This is a genomic window from Agrobacterium sp. Ap1, assembly GCF_017313375.1.
Classification (GTDB): domain Bacteria; phylum Pseudomonadota; class Alphaproteobacteria; order Rhizobiales; family Rhizobiaceae; genus Neorhizobium; species Neorhizobium cellulosilyticum.
In genome coordinates this window covers 87193-102309 of record NZ_JAFLMY010000012.1, presented here as the reverse complement: position 1 = coordinate 102309, position 15117 = coordinate 87193, and the positions used below count along the sequence as shown (strand labels likewise).

General features: G+C 60.1%; 12 protein-coding genes. 1 reads left to right on the top strand and 11 read right to left on the bottom strand.

Going from position 1 to position 15117, the window contains the following annotated elements; translation table 11 throughout:
• Nucleotides 1-52 precede the first annotated feature (52 nt).
• The 9 genes from pta to JZX87_RS21130 form a co-directional block, all read right to left on the bottom strand.
• Nucleotides 53-2164 carry a phosphate acetyltransferase gene (pta, locus tag JZX87_RS21170; RefSeq protein ID WP_206827826.1) on the bottom strand — a complete coding sequence of 704 codons (2112 nt, stop codon included), beginning with the start codon at nt 2162-2164 and terminating at the stop codon, nt 53-55.
• 117 nt (nt 2165-2281) lie between these two features.
• Complete coding sequence (locus tag JZX87_RS21165; RefSeq protein WP_206827824.1) at nt 2282-3484, bottom strand: acetate/propionate family kinase; 1203 nt, start codon at nt 3482-3484, stop codon at nt 2282-2284.
• Nucleotides 3485-3696: 212 nt separating this feature from the next.
• Complete coding sequence (locus tag JZX87_RS21160) at nt 3697-4869, bottom strand: acetyl-CoA C-acetyltransferase (RefSeq protein ID WP_206827822.1); 1173 nt, start codon at nt 4867-4869, stop codon at nt 3697-3699.
• 171 nt (nt 4870-5040) lie between these two features.
• Nucleotides 5041-5697, bottom strand: a complete 657-nt coding sequence (locus JZX87_RS21155; RefSeq protein WP_206827820.1) for a 3-oxoacid CoA-transferase subunit B — start codon at nt 5695-5697, stop codon at nt 5041-5043.
• Entirely contained in the window at nt 5694-6353 is a 660-nt protein-coding gene (locus JZX87_RS21150) for a CoA transferase subunit A (protein WP_206827819.1), read from the bottom strand. Before JZX87_RS21150 ends, JZX87_RS21155 begins: the two co-directional genes overlap by 4 nt.
• A 67-nt stretch (nt 6354-6420) precedes the next feature.
• Nucleotides 6421-6732, bottom strand: a complete 312-nt coding sequence (locus JZX87_RS21145) for an AtuA-related protein (RefSeq protein WP_206827816.1) — start codon at nt 6730-6732, stop codon at nt 6421-6423.
• Nucleotides 6733-6736: 4 nt separating this feature from the next.
• Nucleotides 6737-8074 carry an acyclic terpene utilization AtuA family protein gene (locus tag JZX87_RS21140; protein WP_206827814.1) on the bottom strand — a complete coding sequence of 446 codons (1338 nt, stop codon included), beginning with the start codon at nt 8072-8074 and terminating at the stop codon, nt 6737-6739.
• Nucleotides 8075-8111: 37 nt separating this feature from the next.
• Nucleotides 8112-9440 (bottom strand): CitMHS family transporter, encoded by a 1329-nt coding sequence (locus JZX87_RS21135; protein WP_206827812.1) that lies wholly within the window; start codon nt 9438-9440, stop codon nt 8112-8114.
• Between the two features lie 734 nt (nt 9441-10174).
• Nucleotides 10175-11824 (bottom strand): GGDEF domain-containing protein, encoded by a 1650-nt coding sequence (locus tag JZX87_RS21130; protein WP_286194992.1) that lies wholly within the window; start codon nt 11822-11824, stop codon nt 10175-10177.
• Nucleotides 11825-12190: 366 nt separating this feature from the next.
• On the opposite strand from JZX87_RS21130, the gene JZX87_RS21125 reads away from it, so the two are divergent.
• Nucleotides 12191-13024 (top strand): ABC transporter ATP-binding protein, encoded by an 834-nt coding sequence (locus JZX87_RS21125; protein WP_206827808.1) that lies wholly within the window; start codon nt 12191-12193, stop codon nt 13022-13024.
• A gap of 8 nt (nt 13025-13032) precedes the next feature.
• Here the strand turns inward: JZX87_RS21125 and JZX87_RS21120 are convergent, their stop codons facing one another.
• Both JZX87_RS21120 and JZX87_RS21115 read right to left on the bottom strand, forming a co-directional pair.
• Complete coding sequence (locus tag JZX87_RS21120) at nt 13033-14097, bottom strand: FecCD family ABC transporter permease (protein WP_206827807.1); 1065 nt, start codon at nt 14095-14097, stop codon at nt 13033-13035.
• Nucleotides 14094-15113, bottom strand: coding sequence for a FecCD family ABC transporter permease (locus JZX87_RS21115; RefSeq protein ID WP_206827805.1), 1020 nt, complete (start codon nt 15111-15113; stop codon nt 14094-14096). Before JZX87_RS21115 ends, JZX87_RS21120 begins: the two co-directional genes overlap by 4 nt.
• Nucleotides 15114-15117 lie beyond the last annotated feature (4 nt).

The window sequence follows — 15117 nt, the reverse complement described above, 5'->3', positions numbered from 1 at the left end:
ATCACGCCGGCATGTGAAACCGGCGTGATGATCTTGTTCTGCCCTCTACGCCTTATTTCGCGCCCGCCGATTGCTGGTCAGCCTGGATAGCGGTGAGCGCGATTGTGAAGACGATGTCGTCAACCAGCGCGCCGCGCGACAGGTCGTTGACCGGCTTGCGCAGGCCCTGCAGCATCGGGCCGACGGAGACAACATCGGCGGAGCGCTGAACGGCCTTGTAGGTGGTGTTGCCGGTGTTCAAGTCCGGGAAGACGAAGACATTGGCGCGGCCGGCGACCGGGCTGTCGGGAGCCTTGGAACGGCCGACGCTTTCGACGCTTGCCGCATCATACTGGATCGGGCCGTCGATCAGGAGGTCCGGCTTGCGTTGACGGGCAAGCTCGGTTGCCTCGCGCACCTTGTCGACATCGCCGCCGGTACCCGACGTGCCGGTCGAGTAGGAGATCATTGCCACCCGCGGATCGATGCCGAAGGCTTTTGCCGTGTCGGAAGACTGGACGGCGATTTCCGCCAGCTGGTCTGCCGTCGGGTTCGGGTTGATGGCGCAATCGCCATAGACCAGAACCTGATCGGGCATCAGCATGAAGAAGACCGAGGAGACGATGCTCTGGCCCGGCTCCGTCTTGATCAGCTGCAGGGCAGGGCGCACCGTGCTTGCCGTGGTATGGACCGCACCGGAGACCAGACCGTCGACTTCACCGACGGCGAGCATCATCGTGCCGAGAACGACCGTGTCTTCCAGCTGGGCAATTGCCTGGGGAGGCGTCATGCCCTTGGACTTGCGCAGTTCGACCATGGCATCGACATAGTTGGCGCGCACGGCGGCCGGGTCGAGGATTTCGAGATCGGCGGGCAGTTCGATGTCCTTGGCCCTGGCGATCATCTGGATGGCATCGGGGCGACCGAGCAACACGCAACGGGCAATGCCCTTCTGGTGGCAGATGACGGCAGCCTGCAGCGTGCGGGGTTCTTCACCCTCGGGCAGCACGATGCGCTTATTGGCCTTCCGTGCACCTTCGATCAGGTGGTTGCGGAAGCGCGGCGGCGAAAGCCGTGCTTCGGTCGAGGTACCGATCCGGTCACGCAGCGATGTCGTGTCGATATGTTCGGCGACGAAATCGATGACCTTTTCCATGTGCTGGCTGTCATCCTGGCTGACATGGTAGCTGAGATGCGCCAGGCGGGAGGCGGTGGCATAGGTATCGTCGGGGGTGGACAGGATCGGCAGGATGTTTGAGCCGACCGAGGCCATCAGGTCTGCGACCGGGGTTGCAAGCGGTGCGCCGCAGGTGAGCAACAGGCCGGCAAGCGGCACGCCACGGCTATGGGCGAGCGCCGAGGCAAGCGCGATATCGCTGCGGTCACCGGGCATGACGACCAGGGTTTCCGGACGCAGGCGGTCGATCATCTTCTCGACCGAACGGGCACCGACGACGATCTCGCGGACACGCACGGCATCGAGCTTGGAACCCTGCACGACGCTCAGATCGAGCGACGAGACGAGGTCGGACAGGCGTGGCGTGTTGAGATTCGGCTCGTACGGGATCGCGCCGAGGATGGTGCTGGTTTCCATTCCGGCTTTGGCAAATGCAACCGTCAGAGCCTCACGCCGGCTTTTCTCAGGTAGCTTGTTGACGAGCAGGCCGGCAAAATGCCCCTCGGCGTCGCGCATATACTGACGCTCGGCGAGCGCAACCGTATCGGTCAGCCGCTTGTCATCATCGACACCGCTGACGACCGGAACCACTTCGGCGTCGAGGCTGCGAGCAATCTCGACATTGAGCCTGGGAACGATCTGCAGATCGGTAAACGGGATCAGGCCTTCGACGACAACCACGTCATGATCGGCGCGCAGGGCTTCCGTCATCGTTGCGACTTCTTCCAGCAACAGATCGAGTTCGCCCTTGCGCAAAAGATCTTCCGCATGGGTAAATGCGATCGGCTCGGGGGCCTCCGTCAGGCACAGGCTGCGGGCAAAATAGGTGGAGACTTCGGTCGTCTTCAGCGGCGAGCCGGGATGTTCACTGGCCGTCGGCTGAGCGATCGGCTTGACGAAGCCGACCTTCAGACCGTCACGCTGCAGGGCTCGCACGAAACCGAGCGCTACGGCGCTCAGGTCGACGTCTTGCGCCAGCGGTGCGAGAAAAATGAGATGTGCCGACATGAAACTATCGCCTTTCGATTTGTCATGACCGTTCCGGCCATGCCGGGAAAAATCTATTTTGAGGCGCCCGGCAACCCTTCGTATGGACCGGACGCCTCGGAATTTGATCGGACCGCCTCAACTTGCCTTACCTATATAGGGCCGGGCCTCGTTTGCTATGGCCCATTCCTCGTTGGTGGCGATGACGGCCGCAGCGGTCCTGCTGCCGGAAGCGCTGATCACGCCGCAACGTCCGCCGAACATCTGGCCATTGGCTTCGTCGTCCAGCGTGATGCCGAGCACCCTGAGCCGGGCGATCGTCTTGCGGCGTACGAAGGCTGAGTTTTCGCCGATACCACCGGTAAACACGACTGCGTCGAGACGAAGCAGGGACGTGGCAAGACCGCCGATATAACGGGCGAGGCGATGGACCATTGCATCGAGTGCAAGGATCGCACCCTCATGACCTTCAGCCGCAGCACTTTCCAGCGTCCGGCAATCGTTGGAGAGGCCGGAAAGGCCAAACAGGCCGCTCTTGCGGTTGAGCAGGGTGTCGAGTTCATCGATAGAGAGCTTATCCTGTCGGGCAATGTGGAATATTGCGCCGGGATCGATATCGCCGGAACGGGTGCCCATGACGAGGCCTTCAAGCGGTGTGAGACCCATCGACGTATCGACGCTTTCGCCGTTCAGGACGGCGGTTGCCGAAGAACCGTTGCCGAGATGGGCAATCACGAGGCCATGATCGCTGGGGTCAAGGCCCAGCAGTTCAACCGCTTCCTTCGCAAGAAAGCCGTGGCTGGTGCCGTGGAAGCCGTAACGGCGGACGCCGGCATCACGATAGGTCTGCGGAATGGCATAGGCATGTGCGGCTTGTGGGATGGTCATGTGGAAGGACGTGTCAAACACCGCCACATGCGGCACCCAGCCGAGCACTTCCATGGCGACACGCACGCCAAGCACGTTTGCCGGGTTATGCAGCGGAGCGAGATAGGAGAGGGTCTCGATCTCGTCGAGAACTTCGGTATCGAGGCGGATTGCCTTGGTAAAACGCTCGCCGCCATGCACGATCCGGTGTCCGACGGCACCGATCGCGTCCAGCAGATCTCGTTCCTTCAGGCTGTCCATCAGTCGGCGCAGCGCTGCGTCATGGCTGCCGCCATCAAGCGCGATCGTCACTTTCGCATCGTTTTCCTTGAGGATCAGTCGGCTTTCCGGCTGTCCGAGATTTTCGGCGAGGCCTGAAACGACTGCCGTACGGCCTTCACCGGCAAACAGGCTGAACTTCAGCGACGAGCTGCCGCAATTGATGATGAGAACGTGTGACTGATCTTGGGCCATTCATGTAATCCTCTAGCGGGACGTGCCGTATGGGCACGGTTCCTCGTCGCAACGGCCTTTGCCGCTCGCGCCTGTCCTGTTGATATCGATTTCAATATTGCTGCGGGTTGCGTGACCGGCTTTGGCTACAGCCCTTTCCCCGAAAATTGTCGAGGCGTGGGCACCCACCAGATGCCCACGCCGTTGCGAAGCCGAAGCTTCACAGGGGTGTCTCAGAAGGCCTCGACGCAAAGCGCGATGCCCATGCCGCCGCCGATGCACAGCGTTGCGAGGCCCTTCTTTGCGTTGCGGGCTTTGAGCGCATGCAGCAGCGTGACAAGGACGCGTGCACCGGAAGCCCCGATCGGATGACCGATGGCGATTGCACCGCCATTGACATTGACCTTGGCCGGATCCCAGCCGAGATCGCGGTTGACCGATAGCGCCTGTGCCGCAAACGCCTCATTGGCCTCGATCAGATCGAGATCGTTGATTGTCCAGCCGGCCCGTTCCAGCGCCTTGCGCGAGGCGGGGATAGGACCGGTGCCCATGATGGCCGCATCGACACCCATCGTTGCAAACGAGGCGATCCGGGCAAGCGGGGTGAGACCACGGCGAGCAGCTTCCTCTTCGCGCATCAGCACCACGGCGGCAGCACCGTCGTTGAGGCCAGAGGCATTGCCCGCCGTCACCGTGCCGTCCTTCTTGAAGGCGGGCTTGAGCCCGGCCAGAACGTCGAGCGTCGTGGCGCGCGGGTTCTCGTCGGTATCGACAATGATGTCACCCCTGCGGCCCTTGATCGTCACCGGCACGATCTCTGACTTGAACCGGCCTTCGGCGATTGCGGCTGCAGCCTTGGTCTGCGAGGCAAGTGCAAAGGCATCCTGTGCTTCACGGGTCAATGCATATTTGGCTGCGACGTTTTCGGCGGTGATGCCCATATGGTAGTCGTTGAACGCATCCCACAATCCGTCCTTGATCATCGTGTCGACGAACTCGGCCGCGCCCATCTTGATGCCGGTGCGCAGCACGGCGGCATGTGGAGCAAGGCTCATGTTTTCCTGGCCGCCGGCCACCACCACATCGGCATCCCCGGCAAGGATCGACTGGGCGCCGAGTGCGACCGCACGCAGGCCCGAACCGCAGACCTGGTTGATGGTGAGTGCGGTAGCACTCATCGGGATGCCTGCGGTAACGGCTGCCTGGCGGGCGGTGTTCTGGCCCTGACCGGCGCTCAGCACATGGCCGAGCACGACATCGGAAACGGCGGAGGCTTCGACACCGCCGCGTTCGAGAGCTTCGCGGATGACGATCGAGCCAAGCTGGCTTGCGGGAAGGGTGGAAAGCCCACCCATGAACTTGCCGATCGCAGTGCGCGCGGCTGAAACGATTACGATATTGGTCATGGGTTTTCCAATCCTGCCGCATGAGTTCGTGACCTTCCGGCCTTCATCTGCAGCGAAAGAGAGAAGATGGCGCAGGAGATCCACGCCTCGACATTACGGTGGCTCGATGAGAGCCGGAATGAAGCGGGAGGGACGACGGAGGAGGATACGCCCCTCCCGCAAACCGATAGTTCAGGCTGCGATGCCCATCACGCCTGGAACCTTCGGTATCAACAGTTTGGCTTCCGACGCAGCGATAACCTGATCGACCGTCACGCCGGGAGCTGTTTCCAGAAGCACCAGCCCTTCCTCGGTCGGCTGGATCACAGCCATTTCCGTGACCACCAGATCAACGCGGCGAACGGAGGTGAGGGGCAGCGTGCATTTCCTGATGATCTTCGGAGCGCCCTTTGCCGTGTGGGTCATTGCAACGATCACACGTTTGGCACCAGAGACGAGGTCCATCGCGCCGCCCATGCCTGGCACCATCTTGCCCGGGACCATCCAGTTGGCGAGCTGGCCTTCTTCATCCACCTGCAATCCGCCGAGAACCGTCACATCGAGATGGCCGCCGCGGATCAGTGCGAACGACAAGGCGCTGTCGAAGGCGCAGGCCCCGGGTAGGGCACCGATCGGAGAGCCGCCGGCATCGGTGAGGTCAGCTCCGGCAAGACCCGGATCAGGCAGGGCGCTCATGCCGACAATGCCGTTTTCCGACTGGAAGGAGATGCCAGCATCGGAAGGCAGGTAGTTTGCAACCATGGTCGGCAGGCCGATCCCGAGATTGACCAGATCGCCGCGCTTCAGTTCCAGCGCGACGCGCCGGGCGATGATTTCTTTCTCGTTCATTTTTCGGCTCCCTTCGCGACGATCACGTCGACAAGCACGTGCGGGGTAACAACGGCATCGGGCTCGATGCAGCCGATGGGGACGATCTCGTTCGGCTCGGCAATCACCAGCTCAGCGGCCAGCGCCATCAGCGGGTTGAAGTTACGCGATGTCAGCGAATAACGCAGGTTGCCGGAATAGTCGGCGCTACGGGCGGAGATCAGCGCGATATCGGCCTTGATGGCCTCTTCCACGAGATAGGTCGTGCCGTTCAGTTCGACGGTCTGCTTGCCCTCGCCTGCCGTTGTGCCGACACCCGTCGGCGTCAACACGCCGCCAAGTCCGGAACCGCCGGCACGCACGCGCTCGGCCAGCGTCCCTTGCGGAACGAGATCGACCTCGAGTTCGCCGGCGATCATCAGCTTCTGGGTCTGCGGATTGGTGCCGATATGGCTGGCAATCACCTTCTTCACCAGACCGGCATCGATCAGCTTGCCGATGCCGACACCGGGGCGGGCCGTATCATTGGCGATCACGGTGAGGTTCTTCTTGCCCTGGCGGACCAGTTCGTCGATCAGCAGTGGCGGGGTGCCCGCGCCCATGAAACCGCCGATCATCAATACCGCGCCATCCGGGATCTGCTCGACTGCAGCTGCGACGCTACTTACTTTTGACATGGATCTTTCCTCTTCGGGGGAGGCGGGGCAGCCCACAAGAATTCAGGCTGCCGGCACCTTTGGCGCCTTAGTTCTTGGCCGGAATGTCCATCGCGAGAAGCGCGGAGGCCAGGCATTTACCGTGTGCATCAAGGGCAAGCGAGCGAGTTACGCCGCCGCCGAGAGCATCCTGCATGACGAAGTTGAGTGCGCCGAGCGTCGGGATTTCGTAACGAACGACGTCGCCGTTGACGATGCCCTTGAAATGCGCCCTGACCCGTTCGGGCGTGACGTATTCGCGGACGCGTTCGTAATCCTTCTGGTCATAAACGATGACGGAGATGTTGGAGATGTTGCCCTTGTCGCCGGTGCGGGAATGGGCGATGTCGAAGAGTTTCATAGCCTTAGGCCTCCAGATATTCGATGACGGGGACGACCTTATCGCGCGGGAAGAGCGCGGAAAGCATCGCGACCACCTGCTTGGCCGATTTCGTGGCGCCACCACCGCTGGCAGGGCCATTGGTGTATAGCGTCTCGACTTCATTGCCGATGCGCACAGCTTCTTTCATGCTGTCGCAACGACCGGTCACACGGACACGAACCTCGGTCGGTTCGGGGGCCGGTGCCAGAACGCCGGCATGGATCGAGTTGACGCCGATCAGGTCGAAACGCAGCTCGTTTGCCTCGACGCCGGTGATCTTCAGTCTTTCCCTGACGATATCGAGGGCCAGTTGGGCACGCGCCAGCGCACCGGGACCGGCATAGGAAATTTGGCCTTCGCCCATGTAGCCGTCGTTATAGCCGACCGAAACCTTGAAGGTGTCAGTGCGGGCACGACCGGTGACGCCACCGACCTTGATGCGGTTGGGAGCGATTTCGGTGAAGGTGATCTGCGAGAAATCGGCAGTCACATCCGGTGTCAGATAGGTCTTGGGGTCGTGAACCTCATAGAGGATCTGTTCCTTGCAGGTGTGCTCGGTGACCTTGCCGCCCGAGCCCTCAACCTTGGTGATGACGATCGCGCCGTCTTCGGAAACTTCCGCAATCGGAAAGCCGAGGCGCGCGAGGTCGGCAACGTCCTTCTTGCCGGGTTCGGCGTAATAACCGCCGGTGACCTGACCGCCGCATTCCAAGAGGTGGCCGACAGCCGTGCCCTTGCCGATCTTGTCCCAGTCGTCCTGCGACCACCCGAATTCATGGATCTGCGGGGCTAGGAACATCGACGGATCGGCAACGCGGCCGGTGATGATGACGTCGGCGCCGTTGGCAAGCGCTTCTACCATGGGGGCAGCACCCACATAGGCGTTGGCGGAGACGAGAACGCCGGCCATGCTGGAAGCCGGAGCGCCAGTTTCAAGGATCTTGGTGTCGCTGACCTTGAGGGCTTCGACGACGTCGTCACCGAAGATGGCTGCAATCTTGAGCTTGCCGAGGCCCAGGCGGGCGGCAATCTCGCGAACCTTGGCAGAGCCGGCCTGCGGATTTGCAGCGCCCATGTTGGTGATGATCTTGATACCGTTCTTCTTGCAGATTGGCAGTACGGCTTCGAAACGTTCGACGAGCAGCGGGTCATACCCCTTTGTCGGGTCGTTCAGCTTGGCGTTCTGGGCGATCGCGATGGTGCGCTCTGCCAGGCATTCGAAAACGAGGTAGTTGATGTTGCCTTTTTCGGCGAGTTCCACCGCCGGCTCGATGCGATCGCCGGAATATCCGGCTCCGGATCCGATGCGAATAGTACGCATTATTGTAACTCCTTATTTCAAATCAGGTGGGCGCGGCTCATCCGAACGGGGATGGGATGACACCCAGGATCACTGCGGTAATGGTCATCAGGACCGTGGCAGCGAAGAGGAATGGAATTGCCAGTTTCTGGTGTTCACCGAGGCTGACGCCGGTAAGGCCCATGATCAGGAAGGTGGCGGGCGTCAGCGGGCTGACGGGGAAGCCGGTGGTCATCTGGCCGAGAATGGAGGCCTGGGCGACGTGGATCGGGTCACCGCCGAAGCTGTGATAGACATTTGCCAGAACCGGCATGACACCGAAGTAGTAGGAGTCGGGGTCGAACAGCAGGCTGAGCGGCATCGACAGGATACCGGTGATGAAGGGAATGGCCTGTGCATGGTCCGCCGGGACGTAGGTTGCGCCGGCTGCGGCCATCGCCTTGATCATGCCTGTACCGCCCATGATGCCGGTGAAGGCGCCAGCGGCGAAGAGGATGGAGGCCATCATCAGCGCGGCTTTTGCATGGGCATCGACGCGAGCCTTCTGGTCCTTGACCTTGGGATAGTTGATCATCAGGGCAAGCACGGTACCGATCATGAACATCGGAGCGGCATCGACATAACCCGAGATCATCGTACCGAGGATCGCAAGCGCCAGAAGAATGTTGACCCAGAAGAGATGAGGACGACGGATTTCCTTTTCGGCATCGGTGAGTTCGCGCTTGTAGGCGCCTTCCGAACCTTCGCCGGTTGCAGCAACCGTGGCGCCAGCACCAAGGCCAAGGCGACGTTCCTCGCGCTTACCCATGTACCAGGCTGTGGCGAAGACGAATACCAGACCAACAATCTGCACGACAAAGAGCGGTGTGAAGATCGACGATACCGGAACATTCAGTGCAGCCGAAGCGCGCAGAACCGGACCTGTCCAGGGCAGGAAGTTGACACCGGCAGCCAGAGCCACGACGAGTGCCAGAATTCGGCGTTGCATGCCCAGACGGTCGTAGAGAGGCAGCATGGCTGGAATGGTGATGAGGAAGGTGACCGCGCCGGAACCGTCGAGATGGATGATCAGGGCGAGCAATGCCGAGCCGACGACGATGCGGGTCGGCTTTAACCCGACGGCTTTCAGAATGCGGTCGATGATCGGGTCCATCATGCCGGCGTCAGTCAAGACACCGAAGAAAACGATCGCAAAGACAAACATGGCTGCCGTCGGCGCGATGTTTTTGACGCCACTGACGATGAATGTTGCTGTTTCTGCACCGAACCCACCAATCAGCGATGCGATGATCGGGATCACGATGAGGGCAACCAATGGTGACAGCTTGTTCGTCAATATAACTGTCAACAGAACAAGGATTGTCACTAATCCAAGAATAGCTAGCATATCTGCTCTCTCCCCAGTAACGCTAAAATTAGGAAGCGTTTACTTTTGAACTTGAAATGTATTTCCTCAGAAAGGGCTCCTTTTGTTTCTGATAAGCACAAATGATCGAGTGCAATCCATGTCGAGATTGCCTCAAAAAAACTGATCTGAATTTGCTTTTCACTTCGAAGGAAGCGCCTGAAAACTTTGTGGCAGAGATGTGACGTTTAAAGAATTGAATTTATTGGATCACTGTAATTAGCAAACGTAATGACAAGAGAGATTTCTAGAAAACGTTATATTATCAACCGGTTGCCTGCGTCATTGAGATGGATCCAAGCGCGTGTGGATCAAAATGTTGACGTTTTGTCGCATATTTCGGGCTATGCAACGTCGCCTTAGTATTGGCTTCGGCTAGTTTCGGCCTGAATTGTCTCGGGGCTGGAGAAGCCTTCGATCGGGTTTGTTGCGTTTATAGATAGTGGATCACCTCTCGACGGACTGCAGCACGTGGGGCAAGTCCTGTTGCATATCCGTTCGCGCTTCCGAATTTTGACAAAGCTCTAACCCGGCACTGTGGGTGCAGCTATCGCGCAGGTTCATCAAGCGAGCAGAAACTCAGGCTTCAAGGAACAACCTAATCCATGCCGATGAACTGTCGGCCTCACGCCTGCCCTCTCAGTATCAGGCAGAGAGCAGTGGCATATTCGAATGTCTGATTTGTTGGACGAGTGGTTCAGGTGATCGGGGCAGGTCTAGGCGCCTTGCACCAGAATGAGTTTTGTTCGATTTCGGCCAGCGAGTTTGGCGTCGTAAAGTAATCTGTCGGCCTGCTTGTAAAGCTCGGCGAAGCCCGCATCTTCATCTGGTCGGGAGTTTGTCATGCCCATGCTGGCGGTGACCGCTTGCCCAAGTTCCGGTAGCGCAGTTGCGACTGCGGCAGTAATTGCCTGGCGCCGACGTTCCGCCCGTAGCTGGGCGTCTTCACCGCGTACGAGAAGCACGAACTCCTCGCCGCCCAGACGAAATGCACGAATCTGAGGGTCGGCCTGCAGGGTCTCGGCCACCGCTTTCAGAACCTCGTCGCCGATCCCATGACCGTAAACGTCGTTGATTTTCTTGAAATGGTCGAGATCAAGTACGGCAAGCGCGCGATATCCCTCGGCACGATACGTTTCGAAATTCTGTTCTATTGCCCTTCGGTTGAGCAGCCCCGTCAGTGCGTCGGATTCCGACAGGCGCTCGAAGACATCCGCCTCGAAGCGTGCGCTGTCTCTCTGGCGCCGGATCGCCATGAAGCGATCGGCAACCCCCAAGGTGGTGAACAAAACCTCGCATGCGCATCCCATATAGAAGAGCAGCATGGCATCATTGCTCTCCAGCCAAGGAGTGATACCGGTAACCAGCCGCACCGATCCGGCCAAGATCACGGGTATGTAGCCAAGCGCCTGGAATTTGGCGGCACGGCTGCCTCGCATCAAGGCGTCGGCAACTGACAGTAAGAAAATGACGAGAATCGGCGCAAAAGCCGCCGTATAGAGCGTCGACTGAATAGGGCGCGCTACGAAAGGAAATGCAGCGTGAGAGATGCTCAGCAACATTGCCCAGCCTGCGCAAGAAAGCAACGCTCGGCGCAGGATGGGATGCATACGTCCGGGTTCGATGAAACTATGCGTAAACATAGCCCCGGATGCCACCGTAAAACCGAAAATGATCGTCGTCATCCAGCTTAGCGTCATCGCCGGCAGGTCGAAGAGAACCGCTGCAAGTCCAGACGAGACCAATATCGTCAGCAGAAGCGAGATGGTCAGCGTGGAATGCCACAATACAAAAGGCTCGTTCAAGATCCTGTAGAAAGCAGCGTTGAAAATGAGCGGCATGGAAAGCATGCCGGCAAGGATGGCAAGAAGCAGAAATGATCGTAGAAGATTGCCACTCAACGGGAGGTCGGATTGTGACAGATACGCTCGCTCCAGCGTCATCCGATGGCTTGGCAGATCAAATGCAGCTATGACGTGTTGCGTGTTGCGCGTGACTTCAGGCAACGATGCCTTGAAATACCCGCCACGAAGGGAATTCGACAGGTCACCTGAAGAAAATGAACTCTGGCGTGTCGCGCCATCCCGGTCGATCACCAACAGATGAACGGCCTGAAGTGCGCTTCTCCTGGAGAACAGATAGCGGGGAAGCGTATCGTCGGGCCCGATTTCGAAGCGCAGAACCACCCTTTCGCCCTCGAGCGAATAGGTCTGATCCCCGCAAATCCAATGCTCAAGCGATCCTGCAAGTTCGACCATGTCGCTCGATAATCCGCTCGAGGTCCAGCAGGAGCTAACAATTTTTGAAGGTTCTTCCGCACGCAAAGGATTGGCAACCAGATAGACCAGCACCGCCAAGCCTAACATTGCTATAAAGAATAACTTTTGAATTCTGTCCCTCAGCATCTCTCGACGCTATACGCCAAACATTGCAATGAAGTTACACCAGTTGTGTGTGTTCTTGCCTATGCTAGGTGCCTTGCCGGCCGCACCTGCGAGATTTTCGCGGCCGGCTGACCGCATCCACATTTGCATAAGCCAACCAGTCTGTGTTCATGTCAGACGCCATACTTTATCGCTTGCGGCTGACCGTTCTTAAGTTTCAGATCACGATGCAGCGGTGACCGCCATGGCCGCCCCCTTGAACATGCCGGATGCTCCGAGCAGAGAGATATTGGTTGACGATGCTTCCACCGTTCAGCCACAAGCGACCGACTGAAGGATGGAAATTTTATGATCGAGTCCGTTTCCAGAACCACCCTCATTGGCTCGGATAGCAGGCTTGAAGCCCGAGACGTCACGTTGGTTTATGGCGACCGGACCATTTCGCGCGATCTGCGTTTCAAGGTTCCGGACGGTCTCTTCACCGTCATCGTTGGCCCCAATGCCTGCGGCAAGTCCACGCTTTTAAGAGCGCTCGCCCGGATCATCCGGCCGAATGCCGGTCATGTCGTGCTCGACGGCAAAGAGATCGAACGCATCCCGGCCCGCGATGTCGCCCGCACGCTCGGTCTTCTGCCGCAGAGTTCGGTGGCGCCTGACGGGATCACGGTTGCCGATCTCGTGGCTCGCGGCCGTTATCCACACCAGTCTTTTCTGCAGCGCTGGAGCCAAGCGGACGAGGACGCAGTCTCATGGGCGATGCGCACCGCACGGGTGGAGGAGCTTGCCGAGCGCGCCGTTGACGAGCTTTCCGGCGGGCAGCGCCAGCGTGTGTGGATCGCCATGGTGCTTGCACAGGAAACACCGCTTCTGCTGCTCGACGAACCTACGACGTTTCTCGACATCGCCCATCAGATCGAACTTCTCAATCTTCTGCGCGATCTGAACCGCCGGCAGGGCAACACTGTCGTTGCGGTTCTGCATGATCTCAACCAGGCCTGCCGTTATGCGGATCACATCGTTGCCATGCGCGACGGAAACATTGTCGCGGAAGGAAATCCGCGCAGCGTCATGACCGCGGAGCTTGTGAAGTCTGTTTTCGGGCTTGCGGCTATCGTTATTGACGATCCGGTTACCGGCGATCCGATGGTCGTGCCGCTGGATGAGATGGCAACGTCGCCGTGACCCTGCCGTCAGCGCTGTTTTGATCGCGTGAGCAGCCACAGAAGATAGAGGCCGCCGACAAGGCCGGTCGTCCGCCCGATGGGCAGGACAATATCTGCGGCAATGTACTGGGTCACAAGATCGGCGATGACCAGAAGGAAAGCCCCCATGGCTGCGGCGCTCACGACCGGCATTCCGCGCGAGGCGGTCAAACGTGCCGCAACCTGCGGTGCCGCCAGCGCCAGAAAGGCGATCGGTCCCGCCGCACCGGTGGCGACGCCGGCGAGAAGAACGGCGCAGGCAATCATGGCGAACCGCGTCCGTTCGACATTGACGCCCAGCTGTCGGGCCAGATCGTCGCCCATCTCGATCATCCGCAGCCGTGTCGCTGCAAGACCGACCAGCGGAATGAGCAGGAGCGCGCCGCCCATCACCGCCGATGCGTGATCCCAGTTGCGGGCATCGAGCGAACCGGCAAGCCAGAGATTGGCGGCGATCGCATTGTCGAGGTCGCCCTTCACCAGCATCAGGCCGTTGAGAGCATTGAGCGTTGCACCGGCGCCGATGCCGATCAGGACCAAACGATAACCGCCGGTCACTCCCTGCCGGAATGACAGGAGATAAACGAAGGTTGCCGTCACCAACCCACCGAGCATGGCCGAGAACGCCACGGCAAGCGGGCCTCCGCCGAAGATGACGATCTGTATCAGCGCGCCTGTCGCGGCCCCGGTGGTGAAGCCGATCACATCCGGCGAGCCGAGCGCATTGCGGGACACGGACTGGAATACGGCACCCGAGACGCCGAGTGATGCGCCGGCAAAGATCGCAACGAGCAGGCGCGGCAGGCGCAGGTTCATGACGACCTGTTGTCGCATGCCACTCTCTCCATATCCAAAGAGCGTTGACACGACCTCCATGAAGGGAACCGAGACGCGCCCGAGCGTGATGGCGAAAAGTGCGGCGAGGAGTGTGAGAACCGTCAGGCAGAGCGTGATCGCGATCGGGCGGACGGCGATGGCAAAGGACATGCGCCGGCTGCGCCAGACAAGCCGGCGAGCCGTGCCGGTGGAACTGGAGGCAGATGCGCGGCTCATAGTTTCGATATCCGGTGGCGACGCACGAGCGTGATGAAGAACGGTCCACCCATCAGCGCCACCATGATGCCGACGCCGACTTCTCCGGGTGGTGCGATGATCCGCCCAAGCGCGTCGGCGCTGACTGTCAGGAGGGCGGCGATGGTCATGGCGTAGGGCAGCAGCCAGCGGTGACCGGGCCCGGTCATCAGCCGGGCGATATGCGGCGCGGTGAGGCCGATGAAGCCGATCGGACCCGCGGCCGCCGTCGCCGCGCCGGAAAGAATGATCACGGCAAGCGCCGAAAGGCTCCAGACATGCAGCGGATTGCCGCCGAGCGCCTTGGCGAGGTCCGCACCAAGGGCTGCCGTGTCCAAGGCCCTGGTCAGGGTGAGCGCGATCAGGATACCGACCGACGAGAGGGCGAGAGCAGGCACAAGAACCGCATAACCGCGGCCCTGAAGCGATCCGACGGACCAGTTGCGAAACTGATCAAAAACCTGTTCGTCGCTGTTGACCAGAACGATCTGGGTCAGCGACAGAAGAACGACGGAAAGCGCGGCACCTGCCAAGACGACACGCACCGGATCGCCGTTTTGCCCGAGATTGCCGAGCAGATAGACGGCCGCTCCGGCAAATGCGGCCCCGGCGATACCGAAGGCCATATAGGCCGTCACATCGGTTATGCCCAATACGGCAATCGCGCCCGTGACCGCCATCGCTGCCCCGGCATTGATGCCGAGAATGCCGGGATCGGACAAGGGATTGCGGGTCAGTGCCTGCATGATCGTGCCGGCCGCCCCGAGCGCTGCGCCGACCAAGATGGCAAGCAGCGTGCGGGGAATACGCAGCAGCCGAACCAGAAGATGATCGCTGTCGGCGGGATCGAAATGGGTAATCGCATTCCAGGTGGTGGCAAGCGGGATGGGCCGGGCGCCAGCGACGATGCCGAATACGACCGCGGCGAGAACCAGCACGAAGAGCGCGCAGAGCCCGGCCGTCAGGCGGCTGTCACGTGTGCGGGTTGCCGCTGCCATACGT